General features: G+C 67.3%; 18 protein-coding genes and 1 pseudogene. 6 read left to right on the forward strand and 13 right to left on the reverse strand.

Annotation, left to right across the window (positions count from 1 at the left end; genetic code table 11):
- The first annotated feature begins 261 nt into the window (after window positions 1-261).
- Window positions 262-1,308: an aldo/keto reductase gene (locus DK459_RS13230; RefSeq protein ID WP_006383913.1), complete on the forward strand. Its 1,047-nt coding sequence runs from the start codon at window positions 262-264 to the stop codon at window positions 1,306-1,308.
- Window positions 1,309-1,566: 258 nt separating this feature from the next.
- Window positions 1,567-2,304 (forward strand): annotated as a pseudogene (locus DK459_RS13235) (YoaK family protein); the annotation flags it as partial.
- 56 nt (window positions 2,305-2,360) lie between these two features.
- Here the strand turns inward: DK459_RS13235 and DK459_RS13240 are convergent.
- From DK459_RS13240 to DK459_RS13255, 4 genes are all read right to left on the reverse strand, one after another.
- Window positions 2,361-3,119 (reverse strand): hypothetical protein, encoded by a 759-nt coding sequence (locus tag DK459_RS13240; protein WP_006383915.1) that lies wholly within the window; start codon window positions 3,117-3,119, stop codon window positions 2,361-2,363.
- Between the two features lie 120 nt (window positions 3,120-3,239).
- A complete protein-coding gene (locus DK459_RS13245) occupies window positions 3,240-3,785 on the reverse strand; it encodes a fasciclin domain-containing protein (RefSeq protein WP_006383916.1) in 546 nt (181 codons plus the stop codon).
- Between the two features lie 121 nt (window positions 3,786-3,906).
- Entirely contained in the window at window positions 3,907-4,581 is a 675-nt protein-coding gene (locus DK459_RS13250) for an anti-sigma factor domain-containing protein (protein WP_110134804.1), read from the reverse strand.
- Entirely contained in the window at window positions 4,578-5,123 is a 546-nt protein-coding gene (locus DK459_RS13255; RefSeq protein ID WP_006383918.1) for a sigma-70 family RNA polymerase sigma factor, read from the reverse strand. Before DK459_RS13255 ends, DK459_RS13250 begins: the two co-directional genes overlap by 4 nt.
- 301 nt (window positions 5,124-5,424) lie before the next feature.
- Here DK459_RS13255 and DK459_RS13260 point away from each other — a divergent pair, with 301 nt between their 5' ends.
- On the forward strand, window positions 5,425-6,084 hold the full coding sequence (locus tag DK459_RS13260; protein ID WP_054498059.1) for a thiopurine S-methyltransferase: 660 nt from the start codon (window positions 5,425-5,427) through the stop codon (window positions 6,082-6,084).
- Between the two features lie 88 nt (window positions 6,085-6,172).
- Here the strand turns inward: DK459_RS13260 and DK459_RS13265 are convergent, their stop codons facing one another.
- The 4 genes from DK459_RS13265 to DK459_RS13280 form a co-directional block, all read right to left on the reverse strand.
- The gene (locus DK459_RS13265; protein WP_006383920.1) at window positions 6,173-6,772 is read right to left on the reverse strand and encodes a hypothetical protein; all 600 of its coding nucleotides are present in this window, start codon (window positions 6,770-6,772) and stop codon (window positions 6,173-6,175) included.
- A gap of 227 nt (window positions 6,773-6,999) precedes the next feature.
- Complete coding sequence (gene acnB, locus DK459_RS13270) at window positions 7,000-9,591, reverse strand: bifunctional aconitate hydratase 2/2-methylisocitrate dehydratase (protein ID WP_006383921.1); 2,592 nt, start codon at window positions 9,589-9,591, stop codon at window positions 7,000-7,002.
- 319 nt (window positions 9,592-9,910) lie between these two features.
- Window positions 9,911-10,810 carry an FxLYD domain-containing protein gene (locus DK459_RS13275; RefSeq protein WP_006383922.1) on the reverse strand — a complete coding sequence of 300 codons (900 nt, stop codon included), beginning with the start codon at window positions 10,808-10,810 and terminating at the stop codon, window positions 9,911-9,913.
- The gene (locus DK459_RS13280) at window positions 10,800-11,684 is read right to left on the reverse strand and encodes an FxLYD domain-containing protein (RefSeq protein WP_006383923.1); all 885 of its coding nucleotides are present in this window, start codon (window positions 11,682-11,684) and stop codon (window positions 10,800-10,802) included. Before DK459_RS13280 ends, DK459_RS13275 begins: the two co-directional genes overlap by 11 nt.
- A 292-nt stretch (window positions 11,685-11,976) precedes the next feature.
- On the opposite strand from DK459_RS13280, the gene DK459_RS13285 reads away from it, so the two are divergent.
- Window positions 11,977-12,741, forward strand: a complete 765-nt coding sequence (locus DK459_RS13285) for a TSUP family transporter (RefSeq protein ID WP_110134805.1) — start codon at window positions 11,977-11,979, stop codon at window positions 12,739-12,741.
- A gap of 33 nt (window positions 12,742-12,774) precedes the next feature.
- On the opposite strand, the gene DK459_RS13290 is transcribed toward DK459_RS13285, so the two are convergent.
- Window positions 12,775-13,215 carry a CBS domain-containing protein gene (locus DK459_RS13290; protein WP_006383925.1) on the reverse strand — a complete coding sequence of 147 codons (441 nt, stop codon included), beginning with the start codon at window positions 13,213-13,215 and terminating at the stop codon, window positions 12,775-12,777.
- 272 nt (window positions 13,216-13,487) lie between these two features.
- Here DK459_RS13290 and DK459_RS13295 point away from each other — a divergent pair, with 272 nt between their 5' ends.
- The gene (locus tag DK459_RS13295; RefSeq protein WP_006383926.1) at window positions 13,488-13,823 is read left to right on the forward strand and encodes a type II toxin-antitoxin system RelE/ParE family toxin; all 336 of its coding nucleotides are present in this window, start codon (window positions 13,488-13,490) and stop codon (window positions 13,821-13,823) included.
- The gene (locus DK459_RS13300) at window positions 13,820-14,161 is read left to right on the forward strand and encodes an addiction module antidote protein (RefSeq protein WP_006383927.1); all 342 of its coding nucleotides are present in this window, start codon (window positions 13,820-13,822) and stop codon (window positions 14,159-14,161) included. Before DK459_RS13295 ends, DK459_RS13300 begins: the two co-directional genes overlap by 4 nt.
- 30 nt (window positions 14,162-14,191) lie before the next feature.
- Here DK459_RS13300 and DK459_RS13305 read toward each other — a convergent pair whose 3' ends face one another.
- From DK459_RS13305 to DK459_RS13320, 4 genes are read right to left on the reverse strand one after another with little or no spacing between them, the layout of a single operon-like run.
- Window positions 14,192-15,205 (reverse strand): proline racemase family protein, encoded by a 1,014-nt coding sequence (locus tag DK459_RS13305; protein ID WP_006383928.1) that lies wholly within the window; start codon window positions 15,203-15,205, stop codon window positions 14,192-14,194.
- Window positions 15,206-15,244: 39 nt separating this feature from the next.
- The gene (locus tag DK459_RS13310; RefSeq protein ID WP_110134806.1) at window positions 15,245-16,036 is read right to left on the reverse strand and encodes an ABC transporter permease; all 792 of its coding nucleotides are present in this window, start codon (window positions 16,034-16,036) and stop codon (window positions 15,245-15,247) included.
- Window positions 16,033-16,881 carry an ABC transporter permease gene (locus tag DK459_RS13315; protein WP_054438659.1) on the reverse strand — a complete coding sequence of 283 codons (849 nt, stop codon included), beginning with the start codon at window positions 16,879-16,881 and terminating at the stop codon, window positions 16,033-16,035. Before DK459_RS13315 ends, DK459_RS13310 begins: the two co-directional genes overlap by 4 nt.
- Window positions 16,878-17,927: an ABC transporter ATP-binding protein gene (locus DK459_RS13320; RefSeq protein ID WP_054438662.1), complete on the reverse strand. Its 1,050-nt coding sequence runs from the start codon at window positions 17,925-17,927 to the stop codon at window positions 16,878-16,880. Before DK459_RS13320 ends, DK459_RS13315 begins: the two co-directional genes overlap by 4 nt.
- Window positions 17,928-17,935: the final 8 nt, after the last annotated feature.

Here is a 17,935-nt window from a genome sequence, read left to right on the forward strand (position 1 = left end):
CAGGCGTCGTCGAGTGTAGATCCAACCAGCGAGCCTGCGTGCCATCCGGCAAGTGGGTGCGGAGGAATAGGCAAAAAACATGGAGGATCGGGCGCATGCCAGGGAGGGGGGCGGCCGGGCCGGAGGATCGGGCAAAAAAAGGGCAGGATCGAGCATCGCCGGCGGCCCCTGCGGCGCCGCATACTGTTTCCACCCCGGCCGTGCGCCGCCGCCGTCCCATCCCGGGCCGGTACCGCGCCGTGCCTGCGAAGGAGTGCACTCATGCGGTACAAGAAATTCGGCAATACCGGCCTGTTCGTTTCGGAATTGTGCCTGGGCACGATGACCTTCGGCGGCGAAGGCGAGTTGTGGAGCAAGATCGGCGCCTTGCAGCAGGAGGACGCCAACCGGCTGGTGGGCCGTGCCCTGGAGGCGGGCGTCAACTTCATCGACACGGCCGACGTGTATTCGGAAGGCCGTTCCGAGATCATCACCGGGCAGGCGCTGCGCGACCTGAAGGTGGCGCGTGACGATGTGGTCGTCGCCACCAAGGTGTTCGGCCAGACCGGGCCAGGGGCCAATGCCCGTGGCAATTCGCGTTTTCACATCATGGACAGCGTCAAGAAGAGCCTGGCGCGCCTGCAGCTGGACCATATCGACCTGTACCAGATTCATGGCTTTGACCCGGCCACGCCCATCGAGGAAACGGTGCGGGCGCTCGACAATCTGGTGCAGCACGGGCACGTGCGCTACGTCGGGGTATCCAACTGGGCGGCCTGGCAGATCGTGAAGGCGCTGGGCATCGCCGAGCGCCTGGGCCTGGCCCGTTTCGAATCGCTGCAGGCCTACTACACCATCGCCGGCCGCGACCTGGAGCGCGAGATCGTGCCCATGCTGCAAAGCGAGGGGCTCGGCCTGATGGTGTGGAGCCCGCTGGCGGGCGGCCTGCTCACCGGCAAGTACGGCCGCGATGGCCAGGCCGCGGCCGGCGACCGCCGCGCCCAGTTTGACTTCCCGCCGGTCGACCGCGAGCGTGCCTTCGACAGCATCGACGTCTTGCGCCAGGTGGCCGAGGCGCGCGGCGTGTCGGTGGCGCAGGTTGCGCTGGCCTGGCTGCTCCATCAGCGAGCGGTCACCAGCGTCATCATCGGCGCCAAGCGCGTCGACCAGCTGGACGACAACCTCGCGGCCACCGCCATCCGCTTGACCGGCGACGAACTGGCGGCCCTGGACAAGGTCAGCGCCCTGCCGCCGGAATATCCGGGCTGGATGTTCACGCGCCAGGGCGAGTTCCGGCGCAAGCAGCTGAGCGAGTCCGACGCCGTGTGAACGGATTTGGGCTGGTAAAGCGTCGATGGCGGCGGCTGCCGCCTGCCGAAGGGGCGGCCGGGCGGGTAGAATCCTGGAACCAGGCGCGGCCGGCCAGCCGGCCGCGCCGCCTATTTCCGGGAGCCTCCGTATGCCGCGCACCGCGCGCGTTGCCACCCTGGCGCAGCGTGACAAATCGCTGGCCGCGCTCGAACTCATGCCGCGCACCGGCTACGTGGGTCCGTGGGACCGCCCGACGCGCTAGCGTATCGCGTCGCCATGGCCATTCCTTTCCTGCGCCAGCTCACCGCGGTCAGCCGCACGCCGCAGGCCAACCGGCGGCTGGCCTACTTCCTCACCTTCGTCGCCGGGGCGGTCAACGCGGGCGGGTTCCTGGCGGTGCAGCAATACACCTCGCACATGTCCGGCATTGTTTCGATGATGGCCGATCACATGGTGCTCGGCAGCGTGGCAGTGGTCTTGCAGGGATTGGCCGCGTTGCTGTCGTTCCTGGCGGGCGCGGCGACGTCGGCCTCGTTGATCAACTTTGGGCGGCGTTCGCACCTGGCCAGCGAATTCGCGCTGCCCCTGGTGCTCGAGGCCTTGCTGCTGCTGGCCTTCGGCCTGCTGGGCGCGAACCTGGGGGACCTGCGCTGGTTCTACGTGCCGGGCACGGTGATGCTGCTGTGCTACATCATGGGCCTGCAGAACGCGATGATCACCAAGGTGTCCAAGTCCGAGATCCGCACGACCCACGTGACCGGAATGGTCACCGACATCGGCATCGAGCTGGGCAAGCTGTTCTACTGGAATCTGGCTCACGACGACAAGGCTGGCGGCCCGCGAGTGCGGGCCGACCGTGGCAAGCTGATCGTGCTCAGCACGCTGGTCACGCTGTTCTTCTGCGGCGGGGTGGTGGGCGCCTATTCCTTCTTCCACTACGGTTTCGGCTCGACCCTGCCGCTGGCGTTGTTCCTGCTGGTTCTGGCGGCGGTGCCGGTGGCCGACGACATCCGCCATTTCTTTGCGCGCCCCTAGCTTTGCATGACCCTGGCGCCTGGTCCGGGCGCGGCTCAGGCCTTGGCGTGTGCCAGAAAGACCTGCAGCGCGGCGGCCGTCTGCCAATGCAGGCTTTCGAGGCGGGCGTCCCTGGCCGGGTCGGTGATGGCGCGGCCCTTGGCGTCGATGGGGTAAGGCTCTCCCAGCAGCCGCGCCATGTCGATCTGGTAGTGGCTGCTGTCGCCATAGGGGCGCTTGCCATCGATGAACGGCATGGGCCAAAAGGCGTCGCCTTCACGCAGCACCGCTTCCAGTTCGTCCTTGCCGGCTTCGCGCCAGCTGGCCGCGCGCAGCAGCGTCAGGTGCTCGCGCCGCAGTTCGAAGCGGCCCTGCGCGTCGACGCCGCTGTCGGGAAAGTCGAACATCTCCCGGCGCTCCGGCGGCACGGCGTAGCGGCCGGGCGCCAGCCGTCCCAGCTGGCGAACATAGGTCGGCACCAGCCGGCAGACTTCCGCCAGCCGTTGCGCCGCCAGCGCGGGGTCGCGCGTGTCCAGTGCCGCCATGGCCGCGGCCAAGGTATCCCTGCCGCCCAGGGGATGCTCGAATTCGATGCCGGGCGCGCCCGATTCCACCGGAATCCAGATCACGCCCAGGCGCCGCATCAACGCGGCGTGTTGCGCGCCATAGCGGATCTGCCCGGGGGCGGCCTGGAACACCTGCCTGACAATGGTGTCGCGCCCCGGGCTCGCCCGGGCGCGCAACGGCGCGCAGGCCAACGCGGCCAGGGCCAGGGTGAAGCGGCGGCGGGAAGATGAAGGCACGATCGGCGGCATGCAGGCCCCAGGCTCAGGATGGAGCCCCTACGATATCGCGAAATCCCGGCATGCACGCCGCGCGGCCATGGGCCCGGCATTGCCGCCGGGCCCATGGCCGCTCTCCGAGGCTCGCCGCGATCACTTGGGCATGAGCACGGTGTCGATCACATGGATCACGCCGTTGGACTGGTAGACGTCATAGGTGCTGATATTGGCCACGCCGCCCTTTTCGTCCTTGACGACCAGGTTGTGCTTGCCGTTCATCATGACCCAGAGCTTGCCGCCGCTGGCGGTGGCCAGTTCCGTGACGCCGCCCTTCCTGGCCCGGGCGGCCAGCGCGTCGAAGTCCAGCTTTCCCGGAACGACGTGGTAGGTGAGGATCTTGGCGAGAGTCGCCTTGTTCTCCGGCTTGACCAGGTTGTCGACGGTCCCTGCCGGCAACTTGGCGAAGGCGGCGTTGGTGGGCGCGAACACGGTGAAGGGGCCCTTGCCCTGCAGGGTATCGACCAGGCCGGCGGCCTTGACCGCCGCCACCAGGGTGGTGTGGTCGGCGGAGTTGACCGCGTTGGCGACGATGTTCCTGGCGGGCATCATCGGTTGTCCGCCCACCATGACGTCGGCCGCATGGGCGGGCGACAGGGTCAGGGCAGAGCAGGCGATGGCAAGCGAGGCTAGCAGTTTCATGACGATCTCCTTTTTGGTTGGCCGTCACCAGGAGATACGCGGCGCCTGGGCCGTTGGATGCAGTCGCTTGATCAGTACAAACCCTAGGTGGAGCCATTTGGCGCCGGCCCGTGGCGCGGGCTCAGATCACCTTGCCACTCAGCACGATCGGACCGGTCGGAACGCCCTGCGGCGCGCCGCCCGGTGGTTCGAGCGAGACCGCCACCGTATCGCCCTGGCGTGGCGGTTGGCGGGGGGTGATGAAGGTGATGGCGCCGGGCGCCAGCAGCCCGAGCGAGCGCGGCGCCTGGCCCGGCGAAATGGCCCACAGCTCCAGCGCGCGACCGTCGGCCAGCGCCGTCAGGTCCTGCATGGGCTGGACAGCCAGGCGCTGATCCGACACGCGATTGAGCACCAGCAGGGCAGGCGTCTTGTCTCCGGCGAGGACGGCGATGGTCTGCGGCTCGCGCGGTGACGGGGTGGGCGTCAGCGTCAGGAAGGCCAGCACCACGACGGCCGCGGCCAATCCGGCCGACAGGGTGCGCCACCATGTCAGTCCGCGCCAGGACGAGCGTGCGGCGTCGCGCGGCGCCGCGATGCGAGCCCGTACCGCCTGCCAGACGCGCGGCGGCGGCGCTTCGGGCGGCAGGGCCAGCGCCAGTGGCAACAGCCGGTCCTCCCATTCGGCCACCGCCCGGCGCAGCGCGGCGTCTTCCCGCATCAACTGCATGAAGCGCCGCCGCGCGCCCGCGCGCAGGCCGCCGAGCACGTATTCAGCGGCCAGGCGGTCCTGCAGGTCGGGATCGCGATAGTTCATTCCAGGCACCTCTTGAGCCGCAGCAGGCCGCGGCGTATCCAGCTTTTTATGGTTCCCAGCGGCGCATCCAGGCGGGCGGCGATGTCCGGATGCGCCATGTCGTCGAAGAACGCCATGGCGATCGCTACCCGCTGCGGGCCTTCCAGCTGCCCCATGCAGTCGGCCAGTCGCTCGCCGTCGCGGCTGGCGGACAGGCGGGCCAGCGGGCCGGGCGCGTCGTCCGCCATGGCCAGCGTCAAGCTATCGTCGGGGTCTGGCAGTTCGATGCCTGGACGCCGCAACCGGTCGATGCAACGGTTGCGGACGATGCGGGTCATCCAGGTCATCGCCTGGCTCTGCTCGGCGCGGTATTGGCCGGCCTGGCGCCAGATCGAAACGAAACATTCCTGCAGCACGTCCTCGGCGGCTGCCTGGTCTCTCAACATACGCCTGGCGAGCGCAAACAGATGCGGGGACGCAAGCCTGTACAGTTCGGACAGCGCGGATTCGCGCTGTTGCGCACATTGGGCGAGCAGGTCCTGGAGGCGCTGGGCGTCGGGCATCGGATCCTGGAAAACGTCGATCGCGTCGGTGGGGGCAGGCCGGCTAAAGCATACCGGCGCGGCGCCCGCGCGTCACCCTGGCGCGACCACTACAATAGCGGGTTTGACGGCCGGTCCGGCACGCTGCCCGGGTCATGGCCGGCACGGGATGCCGGTAAGCGCGCCTTTCGGGCGTCTGTTCAAAACCTCGATCGGCTTTCGGCCGGTTAGTATCCAGGGAGCATTGCCATGCCGCGCACCGGCGCGCGGCATTGTCCGCGAATCGCGCGATTCGCTATTTTTCCGGAGGACAAGAACAAACATGGACGCGGAATTCTGGTTGGAGCGCTGGCGTGACGGGCGCACGCATTTTCATCAGACACGAGTGACGCCGCTGTTGCAGAAATACTGGCCGGCACTCTCGGTGCCCGCGGGCGGCAAGGTGCTGGTGCCGCTGTGCGGCAAGTCGCTGGACATGGTCTGGCTGGCGGCGCAGGGCTACCAGGTCCTGGGCGTGGAACTGTCGCAATTGGCCGTCGAGCAGTTCTTCACCGAGAATGAGCTCAAGCCGGTGATCCACGAGAGCGCCTATGGCAGGCACTACGTGGCGGGCAATATCGAGATCATCTGCGGCGACATCTTCAAGCTGGACGCGCCGCTGCTGTCGCACTGCGTGGGCGCGTATGATCGTGCCGCGCTGGTGGCGCTGCCCGCCGACATGCGCGGCGACTATGTGCGCCACGTCTATGGCCAGCTGGCGCCCGGCTACCGTGGGCTGTTGATCACCCTGGACTATCCGCAGGAAGAAATGGACGGGCCGCCATTCGCGGTGGTCGACGCCGAGATGCGCAATCTGTTCACCGGCGTGTCGCCAGCGGTCATCATCGACCGCCGCGACATCCTGGCCAAGGAACCCAAGTTCGCCGAACGCGGCGTCAGCCGGCTGGACACCGTCGTCTACCGGCTGGGGGTCCAGGCCTGAGAGCTTGCCGGGCGGCGCGTCGACGCCGCCCGTCGGGCGCTCGGGGCGTGCCCGGCCTGCCGCCTGGCGCCGTGTCCCGCTCGCCGGCTCAGAAGAACCAGCCGCCGCGGGTCAGGTCCTTCTCGCAGCTCTTGTACTGGCTGGCGAACTTGTCGGCGCGCGCCTGCACTTTCTTTGATACGGTCTTCAACCACGCCTTGCGGTCGTAGCTGCGGTTGCGATAGCCGGTCCAGCCCTCGTGGTAGTTCAGGTACTGGCCATAGGCGTCCCATTTGGAGATGCCATTCAGGCGCTGGGTCTTGTTCATGTACCAGCCCATGAAATCGAGCGCATCGGCGAAATTGTCGCGGCTGGCGCCCCAGCCGCCGGCATCTTTCTTGTAATCGGCCCAGGTTTCGTCCTTGGCCTGGGCGTAGCCGTAGGCGGAACTGACCCGGCCCCACGGAATGATGCCCAGGAAGTAATAGCGCGGCGGCACCGCGTCCTGCTTGAAGCTGGATTCCTGATACATCATCGCCATTGGCACCGGCACCGGCGCGCCCCATTTCTTCTGCACCTTCAGCGCGGCGTCGTGCCAATCCGGCTTTTCGCGGAAGATGGCGCAGATGTTCTCGGGATTCGAGGGCGGGGCGGTGGCGCAGCCGGCCAGCGCGGTCAGCAGCGGCAGCGGCATCAAGAGCCGTGTCATTGGCGGTTTTCTCCCGGTGCCGGCGGGCGGCGGTTACGTCTTGCTTGTCACGATTTGCGGTGATTGTATGAAAACGTATCGCCGTGAAAGTTCCGTCCCCTACTTTCGGACGCATGGCAGGGTGTGTCAGTCCGATCTGCGGCTTCGCCAAACCCGTGGGCCGCGCCAATGAAAACGGCCCCGGATCACTCCGGGGCCGTGTCGCAGGCGAGCCTACGTGGCGAGGTTTACACCTCGATCACGTCCGCCACGTCCTTGTAGTCGGCGATCTTGTCGAAGTTCAGGTACTGGTAGATCTGGTCGCCGCTCTTGTTGATGACGCCCATGTCGGCCATGTACTCGTCCTTGGTCGGGATGCGGCCCAGCTTCGAGCAGATCGCGGCCAGTTCGGCCGAACCCAGGTACACGTTGGTGTTCTTGCCCAGGCGGTTCGGGAAGTTGCGGGTGCTGGTGGACATCACCGTCGCGCCTTCGCGGACCTGCGCCTGGTTGCCCATGCACAGCGAGCAGCCCGGCATTTCGGTGCGGGCGCCGGCGGTGCCGAACACGCCGTAGTGGCCTTCCTCGGTCAGCTGGGTGGCATCCATCTTGGTGGGCGGGGCCACCCACAGCTTGACCGGGATGTCGCGCTTGCCTTCGAGCAGCTTGGACGCCGCGCGGAAGTGGCCGATGTTGGTCATGCAGCTGCCGATGAACACTTCGTCGATCTTGGCGCCGGCGACTTCCGACAGCGTCTTGACGTCGTCCGGGTCGTTCGGGCAGGCCACGATGGGCTCGTGCACGTCGGCCAGGTCGATCTCGATGACAGCGGCGTATTCGGCGTCGGCGTCCGGTTCCAGCAGCTGGGGATTGGCCAGCCAGGCTTCCATCGCCTTGATGCGGCGGCCCAGCGTGCGCTCGTCTTCGTAGCCGTTGGCGATCATCCACTTGAGCATCACGATGTTGCTGTTGATGTACTCGATGATCGGTTCCTTGTTCAGGCGCACCGAGCAGCCGGCGGCCGAACGCTCGGCCGAGGCGTCCGACAGTTCGAAGGCTTGTTCGACCTTCAGGTCGGGCAGGCCTTCGATTTCCAGGATGCGGCCGGAGAAGATGTTCTTCTTGCCTTGCTTGGCGACCGTCAGCAGGCCCTGCTTGATGGCGTACAGCGGGATCGCGTTGACCAGGTCACGCAGGGTGACGCCGGGTTGCAGCTTGCCCTTGAAGCGCACCAGCACCGATTCCGGCATGTCCAGCGGCATCACGCCGGTGGCGGCGGCGAAGGCGACCAGGCCCGAACCGGCCGGGAACGAGATGCCGATGGGGAAGCGGGTGTGCGAGTCGCCGCCGGTGCCGACGGTGTCGGGCAGCAGCATGCGGTTGAGCCACGAGTGGATCACGCCGTCGCCCGGACGCAGCGAGACGCCGCCGCGGGTGCTGATGAACTCGGGCAGCGTGTGGTGCGTCTTGACGTCCACGGGCTTCGGGTAGGCGGCGGTGTGGCAGAACGACTGCATCACCAGGTCGGCCGAGAAGCCCAGGCAGGCCAGGTCCTTGAGTTCGTCGCGGGTCATGGGACCGGTGGTGTCCTGGCTGCCGACCGAGGTCATCTTCGGTTCGCAGTAGGTGCCCGGACGGATGCCGCGGCCTTCCGGCAGGCCGCAGGCGCGGCCGACCATCTTCTGGGCCAGCGAGAAGCCCTTGCCGGTGTCGGCCGGGTCCTTGGGCAGGCGGAACAGCGTCGACGGGGCCAGGCCCAGCGCTTCGCGCGCCTTGGCGGTCAGGCCGCGGCCGATGATCAGCGGAATGCGGCCGCCGGCGCGCACTTCGTCGAACAGCACGTCGGACTTCACTTCGAATTCGGCGATGACTTCGCCGTTCTTGATGGCCTTGCCTTCATAGGGGCGCAGCTCGACCACGTCGCCCATTTCCATCTTGGAAACGTCGAGTTCGATCGGCAGGGCGCCGGCGTCTTCCATGGTGTTGTAGAAGATCGGGGCGATCTTGTTGCCCAGGCACACGCCGCCGAAACGCTTGTTCGGCACGAAGGGGATGTCTTCGCCGGTGAACCACAGCACCGAGTTGGTGGCCGACTTGCGCGAGGAGCCGGTGCCGACCACGTCGCCGACGTAGGCGACCAGGTGGCCCTTTTCCTTCAGCGATTCGATGAACTTCACGGGACCGCGCTTGCCGTCTTCTTCCGGTTGGAAGGCGGCGCCGTCGCGCTTGTTCTTGAGCATCGCCAGGGCGTGCATCGGGATGTCGGGGCGGGTGGTGGCGTCCGGGGCCGGCGACAGGTCGTCGGTGTTGGTTTCGCCGGGCACCTTGAAGACCGTGATGGTCAGGCTTTCGGGCAGTTCGGGGCGGCTGGTGAACCACTCGGCGTCGGCCCAGCTCTGCATCACGGACTTGGCGTTGGCGTTGCCCTTGTCGGCCTTTTCCTTGACGTCGTGGAAGGCGTCGAACATCAGCAGGGTCTTTTTCAGGGCGTCGGCGGCGATCGTGCCGATTTCCTTGTCGTCGAGCAGTTGGACCAGCGGGCCAATGTTGTAGCCGCCCAGCATGGTGCCGAGCAGTTCGGTCGCCTTGGCGCGGCTGATCAGGGCACAAGCTTCGGTGCCCAGGGCCACGGCGGCCAGATACGAGGCCTTGACCTTGGCGGCATCGTCCACGCCGGCCGGAACACGGTGGGTCAGCAGATCGACCAGGTTCTGCTCTTCGCCCGCGGGCGGGTTCTTCAGCAGTTCGATCAGTTCAGCGGTTTGTTTTGCCGTCAGGGGCAGCGGGGGAATCCCCAGGGCCGCGCGTTCGGCAACGTGTTGGCGGTAAGTATCCAGCATGTGAGGCCTGCTCAAAGTCGGGTTGGAAGAAGGGTTGTCGCCGGAATTGTAGAGGGAAGAGGGGGCCGCTAGCAAATGTCTTATATCTTATATAAGACTTGGGTCGATAGACGTTGCCTGCGGGCCACGCCGGGGCGTCGCCCGGCATGGCGGTGGCGGTCCGGCGAGCCTGAAAATGGGGTCGATTCGGCCTTCCGCGCCGGGGGGCGTCCCGGGCGGGACGTCGCGGGCGCGCTGCGTCAGGCACCATAGCCGCGGTGGAGTAACGGTGCCTTTGCGCTGCCTCGATCAATTGCGGGCGGGCCGCGCCGCCCGTGGCTCAGTTGGCCTTGGCGTCGTATACCACGCCCACGCGGGCGAAGTTGGCGCCATACTGCTTGACGTCCAGCTGGAACGGCGCGCTCTCGCCCGGCTTGAGCTTGGGCAGGCGCAGCTCCGAATAGCGCGCGCCGGTCAGCTTGTCCTGGGCGTCGTAGAGGCTGACCCAGACCTTGACGTTGTCGATCTCGGCGTTGTCGTTGTTGCGCACCCGGCCATGCACGGTGACGTACTTGTAGCGATAGCGGTAGGTGAAATTCAGGGTGCCGGTGCCGATGCCGGCCTCGGTGTTCTCGACGCTGATGTCCAGCGCCGGGCGCGAGCCGGGCAGGGCCGCGCGCTTGGCCGGCTTCCAGTGGGTCTTGACCTCGGAATAGCGCTCGAAATTCTCGCCGTTCAACAGCACCGGAATGCGCTCGCCGGGATAGAGCATGGCCGGCAGCGACCATTCCTGGCGCAGACGCAGGGGGCGCGAGCCGTCGAACACCGAGATCTCCATACCCGGCGACAACGCCACGTACTTGTCGCTGCGGTTGACCACCTCGGCCAGCAGCAGCGGACGTTCGATCTCGTCGAGCAGGCGGCGCGGCGGCGACAAGGCCAGCGCCGCCGGATCGAAAAGGGCGAAGTCCGGATCCAGCAGTTCGGCCGTGGTCAATCGCACATCGTCGATGATGCGTGGGTTGGCGGGGCTGACACGCACGATGCGGCTGGCGGGGCCTTCGGGAACCGGCGCCGTGGCGGCGGGCGCCGGCGCGGCCTGGGCTGCCTTGGGCGCGTCCCAGGGCAGCAGGCCGTTGTACTTGGCCAGGGCATAGCCGCCGGCGGCCAGGATGATCAGCACCAGCCCGGCCCGGGCGGGCCGCGACAGGGGCCGTGCGGGGGAACGGTCAGCCTTCACTTTGCACCATGTAATCGTAGGATCCGACCTTGCCTTCGGCCAGCATGTCGCAGCGCACGTCGAACGAGGTCAGCGCGCCGGGGGCGAGCGGACTGGCCGACCCGTAGCCATTGCCGGTGCCGATCAGCTTGCCGTCCTCGCCGTACAGCATCACCGTCACCTGGGTGCTGCTGGCCGCGGCCGTGCCCTTGTTGCGCAGCAGGCCCACCAGCCGATAGGCGCCATCGTTGCGCACCAACTGCACTTTGTCGGCGGCGACCTCGCGGGCGTTGCTGTGCGCCAGCGACGGCGTGGCCGGCTTCAGGACGTAGCGGCTATAGGCGGTGTCCGGCAGGGAGATCGTCACCGGGGTGTATTCGCCCGGCAGCAGGGTGCGCGCCATCGGCGAACCCGAGGAGGACGACAGGGTCAGCTCGCCCTGGTAGAACGTGGCGGTGACGCGCGGCGCATCGATCTTCTTGCCGGTCTCGTTGCGCATCAGCATCACCAGTTGGCTACGGCCGCGCGAACGCACCTCCTGCACGTCCGTCAGCTTGACCAGCGCCGCATCGATCGGCGGAGGCGCCGCGCGCGAAGGCGGGCGGGTCGACGAACCACTGGTGAACAACGAGGCGGTGACCGGCACCAGGATGGCGGCAAGCACCACCAGCCCGATCGCGATGACCGCGCCGGGCTGCAGCCTGGCTGCTGGCGCCGGCTGCTGCATGCCGCGCAGAATCTTCTCCAGGCGCTGGGCGACGTTGTCCTCGACCAGGGTGACGGCGTGGCAATGGCTGCACTGGTACTCGTTGGTGTCCAGCTTGGTGAACTGGGCGCTGCCGCAGGTCGAGCAGGTCAGCGTCACCGTATTGATCGTGGTCTGTTTGGGTGTCATGCGTGGGGACGGGCGGGCCGCGTCCGGGGTGGCGCCGGGATGGCGCGGCCCGCCCGGGCGCGGCGGGCTTACTGGGCGGCAAGGATAGCGGCCGGGCGCGGTGGACGGGGTGCATGAGCGCATCCGATTATTACAAAATGTAGGAAAACCGCCCGGCAAGCCCTGGACCCGGTGCTATCATCGCCGGCGTCGAACACCCCTCTAGATACGCCGTTTCTCCCAAGTCGTTCCGCTCCGGATCGCGATATTTCGCGGCGGGGCCGAGCCGAGGCAGGTCAGGCTCCGCCCCAGCATGAGCATCCTCCAACACGTGTTGTTCCTCGCCTGCGTGGCGCTGGCGACGTACGCCCAGACCATGACCGGTTTCGCCTTTGGCCTGGTGCTGCTGGGCCTGTCCGGGGTGTTCCAGCTGGCGTCCGTGTCCGAGGTGGCCAATGTGGTCAGCGTCCTCTCGCTGGTGAACGCCGTGGTTACGCTGGCGCGCGCCAAGCCCCAGATCAACTGGCCGTTGATGGCGCCGGCGCTGCTCAGCAGCCTGGCGGGCGTGGCGGTGGGCGTGGCCGCGCTCGCCTGGATCAGTGGCGCCATGGCGGTGCTGCTGCAATTGCTGCTGGGCCTCACCATCATGGCCTGCGCCGTATTGCTGGTGGCGCGCGCCCAGCCCCTGGCGCGCCTCTCGTCGCGCGCGTCGTTTCTGTTCTTCGGCGGCGTTTCGGGCGTGCTGGGCGGCCTGTTCTCCAGCGCCGGGCCGCCCATGGTCTATCACCTGTACCGCCAGCCGCTGCCTCTGGCGTCGATCCGCAACAGCCTGCTGGTGCTGTTTTCGCTGAATGCCGTCGTGCGCCTGACGCTGGTGGCGGGACAGGGCGCCTTCATGGCGACCTCGTTCTGGCTGAGCCTGCAGGCCCTGCCGGTGGTGATCGGCGTGACGTGGGTGGCGCGCCGCTATGCCACCGCCGGGTCGATGAAGACCGTCAAGCGGATGGTGTTCGTGCTGCTGCTGGCGGCCGGCCTGGGCCTGGTGGTGCCGGCGTCGCGGCTCCTCGCGGCGGGCTAGCCGCGAGGCCCCCGGTGATGCCGGAGATGGCGTTCAGCCGCGCTCGCCGGTGATGTAGCGTTCGAGTTCGGTGATGATGAACTTCTGTTCGCTCATGACGTCCTTGACCAGGTCGCCGATGGAAACCAGGCCGACCAGCTTCTGGTCCTGGATGACCGGCAGATGGCGGAAGTGACGTTCGGTCATCAGCGCCATGCAGTGTTCTCGGGTGTCTTCCGGACGCACGTAGAAGACGGAATCGGTCATGATTTCGCGTACCTTGGTGGTACGCGACGAGCGGTCCTGCAGCACGATCTTGCGGGCGTAGTCGCGCTCGGTCAGCATGCCCAGCACCTCGTCGCCCTGCGCCACCACCACGGCGCCGATACTGCGCTCGGCCATGGTTTTGATGGCGTCGTACACGGACGAGTCCGGTGAGACGGTCACGACGGCGGGGTTGGCCTTTTCCCTGAGAATCTCAGCAACTTTCTTCACGATGTGCTCCCGAATCGCTGGCAAGGTTCACGCGCCGGCCCGAGTCCGTGCCGGGCGCCTTCAGCCGGCGCACGGTCTGGCCGTGGCTCCATCCTAAGCCCGGCGACGGGATTGCCGCAAGTTTGCCGGCCATAGCGTTGCGGTCGGCCACAATAGCGTGGACAGCGGCGCGGACGGGATCATCGCGGAATGTCATTTGATTCCGATATATCCGTTCATGATCAAAGCCGGTTGCCCGCTTGATAATTTCTCTGTAACTTATAAGCTACACCATGGCCGTCGCGACGATTGAGTTGCGGCGCTACGTGACCGCGCAGGGCATATCGCCATTCGGCGTGTGGTTGCGCGAACTCGGCGACGCCAAGCTGCGCGCATGGATCGAAGTGCGCCTGAAGCGCATCGGCGCCGGTCTCCTGGGCGATTGGCGGGCCGTTGGGCAAGGTGTCATCGAATTTCGTCTGGATATCGGTCCGGGTTATCGCGTCTATGCCGGCAGGCATGGCACCCGCTTGATCGTGCTGCTGGCCGGGGGCGCGAAAGGCACGCAGCGGCATGACATCGAACTGGCCAGGCGTTATTGGGCGGACTGGAAGCAGAGGCAGGCATGAACAATCGCCAACATGACATCACGTCGATTTCCCATACTGCGGAGACCATCGCCGAATTGCGCGAGGATCACGACTTCGCGGTCGAATACCTGAAGGCGGCGCTGGAAGAGCTGGACCATCCGGATCATCGCGCCGCCGGACTGCTGGCGCTGCGCGACGTGGCGGAAGCCTATGGCGGCATCGCCGCCGTCGCGGCGGCCGCGGGCATCTCGCGCGAGGCCCTGTACCGCGCGCTCTCGCCCCAGGGAAATCCGACGCTCAAGACGCTGCTGGCCGTGCTGCATGCCGTCGGCATGCGGCTATCCGTGGTGCCGGCGGGCGCGGCGCTGAAGGTCTGACGCCGCGCCATCGCCGGCCGCCGCGCGTCCTCAGCGGATCAGGAATCCCGCGCCCACCGGATCGTTCTTGTCGATGACCCAGCGCGCCGTGCCCAGGATGCTGGCCGTGCCCTTCACCGTCGGCCGCACCGCCCGGGTGCCGTTCAGGTCGACCTCGCCCAGCAGGCAGCCTTCGAAGGTGCCGCTGCCCAGCAGGCCTTCGGACCTGATCGGCTGGTTCAGCCCCATCTTGCCGCGCGCCTCGAACATGGCCATCATCGCGCTGGTGCCGGTGCCGCCGGGCGAGCGGTCGAGCTGGCCGGCGCTGAACACGTGCACGTTCTTGTAGAACGCGCCCTCGATCGTCGGCTGGTGCCAGAACGTGATGAAGTTCAGGTTGTTGATGTGCGCTTCGGTCGGATGCTGGATGCGCTGGCGGGCATTGAGCTGGTCGCGCACGATCAGGCCCATGCGCGACAGTTCGGTGCCGTTGTCGGGCGAGATGCGCAGGTCGCAGTTCGACAGGTCGACGATGCCGAAGTAGTTGCCGCCCCAGACGATGTCGGCCGACAGCTTGCCGTAGCCCGGCAATTCCACCGGGATGTCCTGCGCCGCGACATAGGCCGGCACGTTCTCGAAGCGCGTCCACAGCACGTTGTCGCCTTCCGAGGCCACTTCCGACACCACCAGGCCGGCGGTGGTCTCGAAGCGGATGCGGGTGATGCCGTCCTGGCCGCGTGGCACCAGGCCGTTGGCCACCATGGCCATGCTGACCGCGATGGTGCCGTGGCCGCACATGTGCGAATACTCGGTGCCGTCGATGTAGATCAGGCCGGCGTCGTACTCGGGGCTGGACGGCGGCGTCAGGAACACGCCGAACATGTCCTTGTGGCCGCGTGGCTCGCGCATCAGCGCCTTGCGCAGCCAGTCGTAGTGCTGCTCCAGGAACGCGCGCTTCTCCAGGATGGTGGAGCCGGCGGGGTACGGAATGCCGCTGTGCACGATGCACAGGGGCTCGCCTTCCGTATGGGTATAGATGACATCGAACGCGTCTTGCTTGCGCATGACAGTGACTCCAGGCGGTAGATAGGGGGAAGAGGAAAGTTATTTGCCGCGTTCGGACAGCATGTCCAGCCCGACGGTCAAATCCAGGATCACGATGGCGACGACCGCAGCCACGATCGTGGCGTCCGATACGGCTGCGATGGTCGGATCAATCGTGTATTGCACGTAGTTGAAAAGCTTCACGGGGATGGTGTTCAGGTCCGCCGTGGTGTTGAAAATCGACAGTTCCACATTGATCCACGACGAGATGAAGGCGAAGATCGAACCGGTCACGATGCCCGGGCGGATCTGCGGCAGCACCACCAGGAAGAACGTGGTCCAGGGGTTGGCGCCCAGGTCGGCCGACGCCTCCTCCAGCGCGCGCTGTTCCGGCGTCAGCAGCGTCAGGGTGGAGCGCAGCACGAACGGCGCGATGATCACGACGTGGCCGATCAGCAGCGACAGGAAGCTGCGGGTCAGGCCGAAGTACGCGCCGAATTGCAGCAATGCCGCGCCCAGCACGATGTGCGGCAGCACCAGCGGCGACATCAGCACCGAGGTCAACGCGGCCTTGCCCGGGAACTCGTAGCGCGCCAGCGCCAGCGCCGCCGGCACCGTCAGCAGCACCGCCGCCACCGTGGCGGCCAGCGCCAGCACCGTGCTGGTGGTGAACGCGGCCATGTAGCCGGCCTCGACCAGCAAGGTGCGGTACCACTCCAGCGTCCAGCCCTGCGGCGGAAACGCCAGGTACGGCGTGGCGGTGAACGACGCGCCCAGGATCACCACGAGCGGCAGCGCCAGGTAGGCCAGCACGGCCAGCGCGGTCAGGCGGATCAGGTGGCGGGCGATCATCGCGCGGCTCCCGGCAAGGCGGCGGCGCGGTTGGCCAGCGCCACCAGGATCAGGGTGAAGACCAGCAGCACCATGCTCAGCGCGCCGCCGTAGTGGAAATCGAACACAGTGCTGTACTGCTGGAAGATCAGCATCGACAGCACCGTGACGCGGCCGCCCGACAGCAGCGCCGGCGTCACGTAGGCGCTGACCGCCAGCGTGAAGACGATGATGGCGCCCGACACCACGCCGGGCAGCGTCAGCGGCCAGGTCACGTGAAGGAAGGTCGCGACCGGGCTCGCGCCCAGGTCGGCCGAAGCCTGCTCGCAGGCCGGATCGACCCGCGCCAGCGCATTGCCCACCGCCAGCACCACGAACGGCAGCAGCACGTAGACCATGCCGATCAGGATGCCCAGCTCGGTGCCGATGAAGCGCATCGGCCGGTCCACCGCGCCGGTGGCCATCAAGCCCTGGTTGACCAGGCCGTTGCGGCCCAGCAGCACCATCCAGCCGAAGGCGCGCACGATGTTGCTGGTGAACAGCGGCACCACCAGCAGGATCACGCAGGCGCGGCGCCAGGCCTGCCAGCGCACCACGCGCACCAGGTACCAGGCCAGCGGATAGCCCAGCAGCAGGCAGGCGACGGTGGTGAACAGGGCCAGCCGGAACGTCACCAGGATCACGTCCCAGTGGTATTGGTCGGCCAGCACCTTCATGTATTGCGCGGCGGTCGGCGTCAGTCCGTCGGGTCCGCCGGTGGCGCTGGCCAGCGCCACCACCGCCAGCGGCGCCAGGAAGAAGGCCGCGAAGAACAGCACCGGGGCCGCCAGCAGCAGGCCGGGAGAGAGCCAGGCGCGCCGCGTCATGGCTGGCCGCCGATCAGGTGCAGGTGCTCGGGCGCGAACGCCAGCGCCACCTCGCCGCCGGCATGCAGGCCGCCGGGCGCGAGGCCGCCGTGCCGTGCCACCAGCGTCTGGCCGCCGATGTCGACGTGGATCATGCTGTGGCTGCCCACGTTGATCACGTCGCTCACGGTGCCGGTCAGCATGGCGTCGGCGCGTTGGCACAGCTTCAGGTCTTCGGGCCGCAGCACGGCCAGGCCGCGACCCGCCGCCGGGCGTTGGGCGAGCGGCACGCGCAGGCCCTGGGCATCCAGCATCAGGGCGCCGTCATCGGCCACGGTATAGGCGATGAAATTGGCGTCGCCGATGAACTCGGCGACGAAACGCGTGGCCGGCTGGCGGTAGATGTCGGCGCCGGCGCCGACCTGCTCGATGCGGCCGGCGTGCATGACCACGACGCGGTCCGCCATGGTCATCGCTTCTTCCTGGTCGTGGGTGACGAAGATGAAGGCGATGCCGAGGCGGGCCTGCAGATGCTTGAGTTCGAGCTGCATGCGCTTGCGCAGCTTCAGGTCCAGCGCCGACAGCGGCTCGTCCAGCAACAGCAGCTTGGGCTGGTTGACGATGGCGCGCGCCAGCGCCACGCGCTGCTGCTGGCCCCCGGACATCTCGCGCGGATAGCGCGGGCCGAAGTCGGCCAGGCCGACCATGTCCAGCGCACCCCGGGCGCGCTCGGCCGCTTCCGATTTCGACGCGCCCTGGCGCCGCGGACCGTAGGCGACGTTCTCCAGCACCGTCATGTGCGGAAACAGCGCGTAGTTCTGGAACACGGTATTGAGCGGGCGCTTGTGCGCCGGCAGCCGGCTGACGTCCTGGCCGTCGATCAGGATCCGGCCCGATTCCGGCTGCAGGAAACCGGCGATCGACTTGAGCAGCGTGGTCTTGCCGCAGCCGCTGGGGCCGAGCAGCGCCACGAACTCTCCCTGCTGGATCGCCAGGTCGATTCGGTCCAGCGCCTGGTAGGCGCCGAAGTGCATCGACACGCCTTCGATGGTAAGCAAAGCGGACATGGGGAACG

It is taken from the genome of Achromobacter sp. RW408, assembly GCF_003184165.1.
GTDB lineage: Bacteria > Pseudomonadota > Gammaproteobacteria > Burkholderiales > Burkholderiaceae_B > Achromobacter > Achromobacter xylosoxidans.

Coding starts and splice junctions, on each gene's coding strand:
- DK459_RS13300 (WP_006383927.1), top strand. CDS start 13,820: ATGAACAATCGCCAACATGACATCACGTCGATTTCCCATACTGCGGAG.
- DK459_RS13305 (WP_006383928.1), bottom strand. CDS start 15,205: ATGCGCAAGCAAGACGCGTTCGATGTCATCTATACCCATACGGAAGGC.
- DK459_RS13230 (WP_006383913.1), top strand. CDS start 262: ATGCGGTACAAGAAATTCGGCAATACCGGCCTGTTCGTTTCGGAATTG.
- acnB (WP_006383921.1), bottom strand. CDS start 9,591: ATGCTGGATACTTACCGCCAACACGTTGCCGAACGCGCGGCCCTGGGG.
- DK459_RS13250 (WP_110134804.1), bottom strand. CDS start 4,581: ATGAACTATCGCGATCCCGACCTGCAGGACCGCCTGGCCGCTGAATAC.
- DK459_RS13265 (WP_006383920.1), bottom strand. CDS start 6,772: ATGACACGGCTCTTGATGCCGCTGCCGCTGCTGACCGCGCTGGCCGGC.
- DK459_RS13245 (WP_006383916.1), bottom strand. CDS start 3,785: ATGAAACTGCTAGCCTCGCTTGCCATCGCCTGCTCTGCCCTGACCCTG.
- DK459_RS13285 (WP_110134805.1), top strand. CDS start 11,977: ATGAGCATCCTCCAACACGTGTTGTTCCTCGCCTGCGTGGCGCTGGCG.
- DK459_RS13255 (WP_006383918.1), bottom strand. CDS start 5,123: ATGCCCGACGCCCAGCGCCTCCAGGACCTGCTCGCCCAATGTGCGCAA.
- DK459_RS13260 (WP_054498059.1), top strand. CDS start 5,425: ATGGACGCGGAATTCTGGTTGGAGCGCTGGCGTGACGGGCGCACGCAT.
- DK459_RS13295 (WP_006383926.1), top strand. CDS start 13,488: ATGGCCGTCGCGACGATTGAGTTGCGGCGCTACGTGACCGCGCAGGGC.
- DK459_RS13315 (WP_054438659.1), bottom strand. CDS start 16,881: ATGACGCGGCGCGCCTGGCTCTCTCCCGGCCTGCTGCTGGCGGCCCCG.
- DK459_RS13320 (WP_054438662.1), bottom strand. CDS start 17,927: ATGTCCGCTTTGCTTACCATCGAAGGCGTGTCGATGCACTTCGGCGCC.
- DK459_RS13310 (WP_110134806.1), bottom strand. CDS start 16,036: ATGATCGCCCGCCACCTGATCCGCCTGACCGCGCTGGCCGTGCTGGCC.
- DK459_RS13240 (WP_006383915.1), bottom strand. CDS start 3,119: ATGCCGCCGATCGTGCCTTCATCTTCCCGCCGCCGCTTCACCCTGGCC.
- DK459_RS13280 (WP_006383923.1), bottom strand. CDS start 11,684: ATGACACCCAAACAGACCACGATCAATACGGTGACGCTGACCTGCTCG.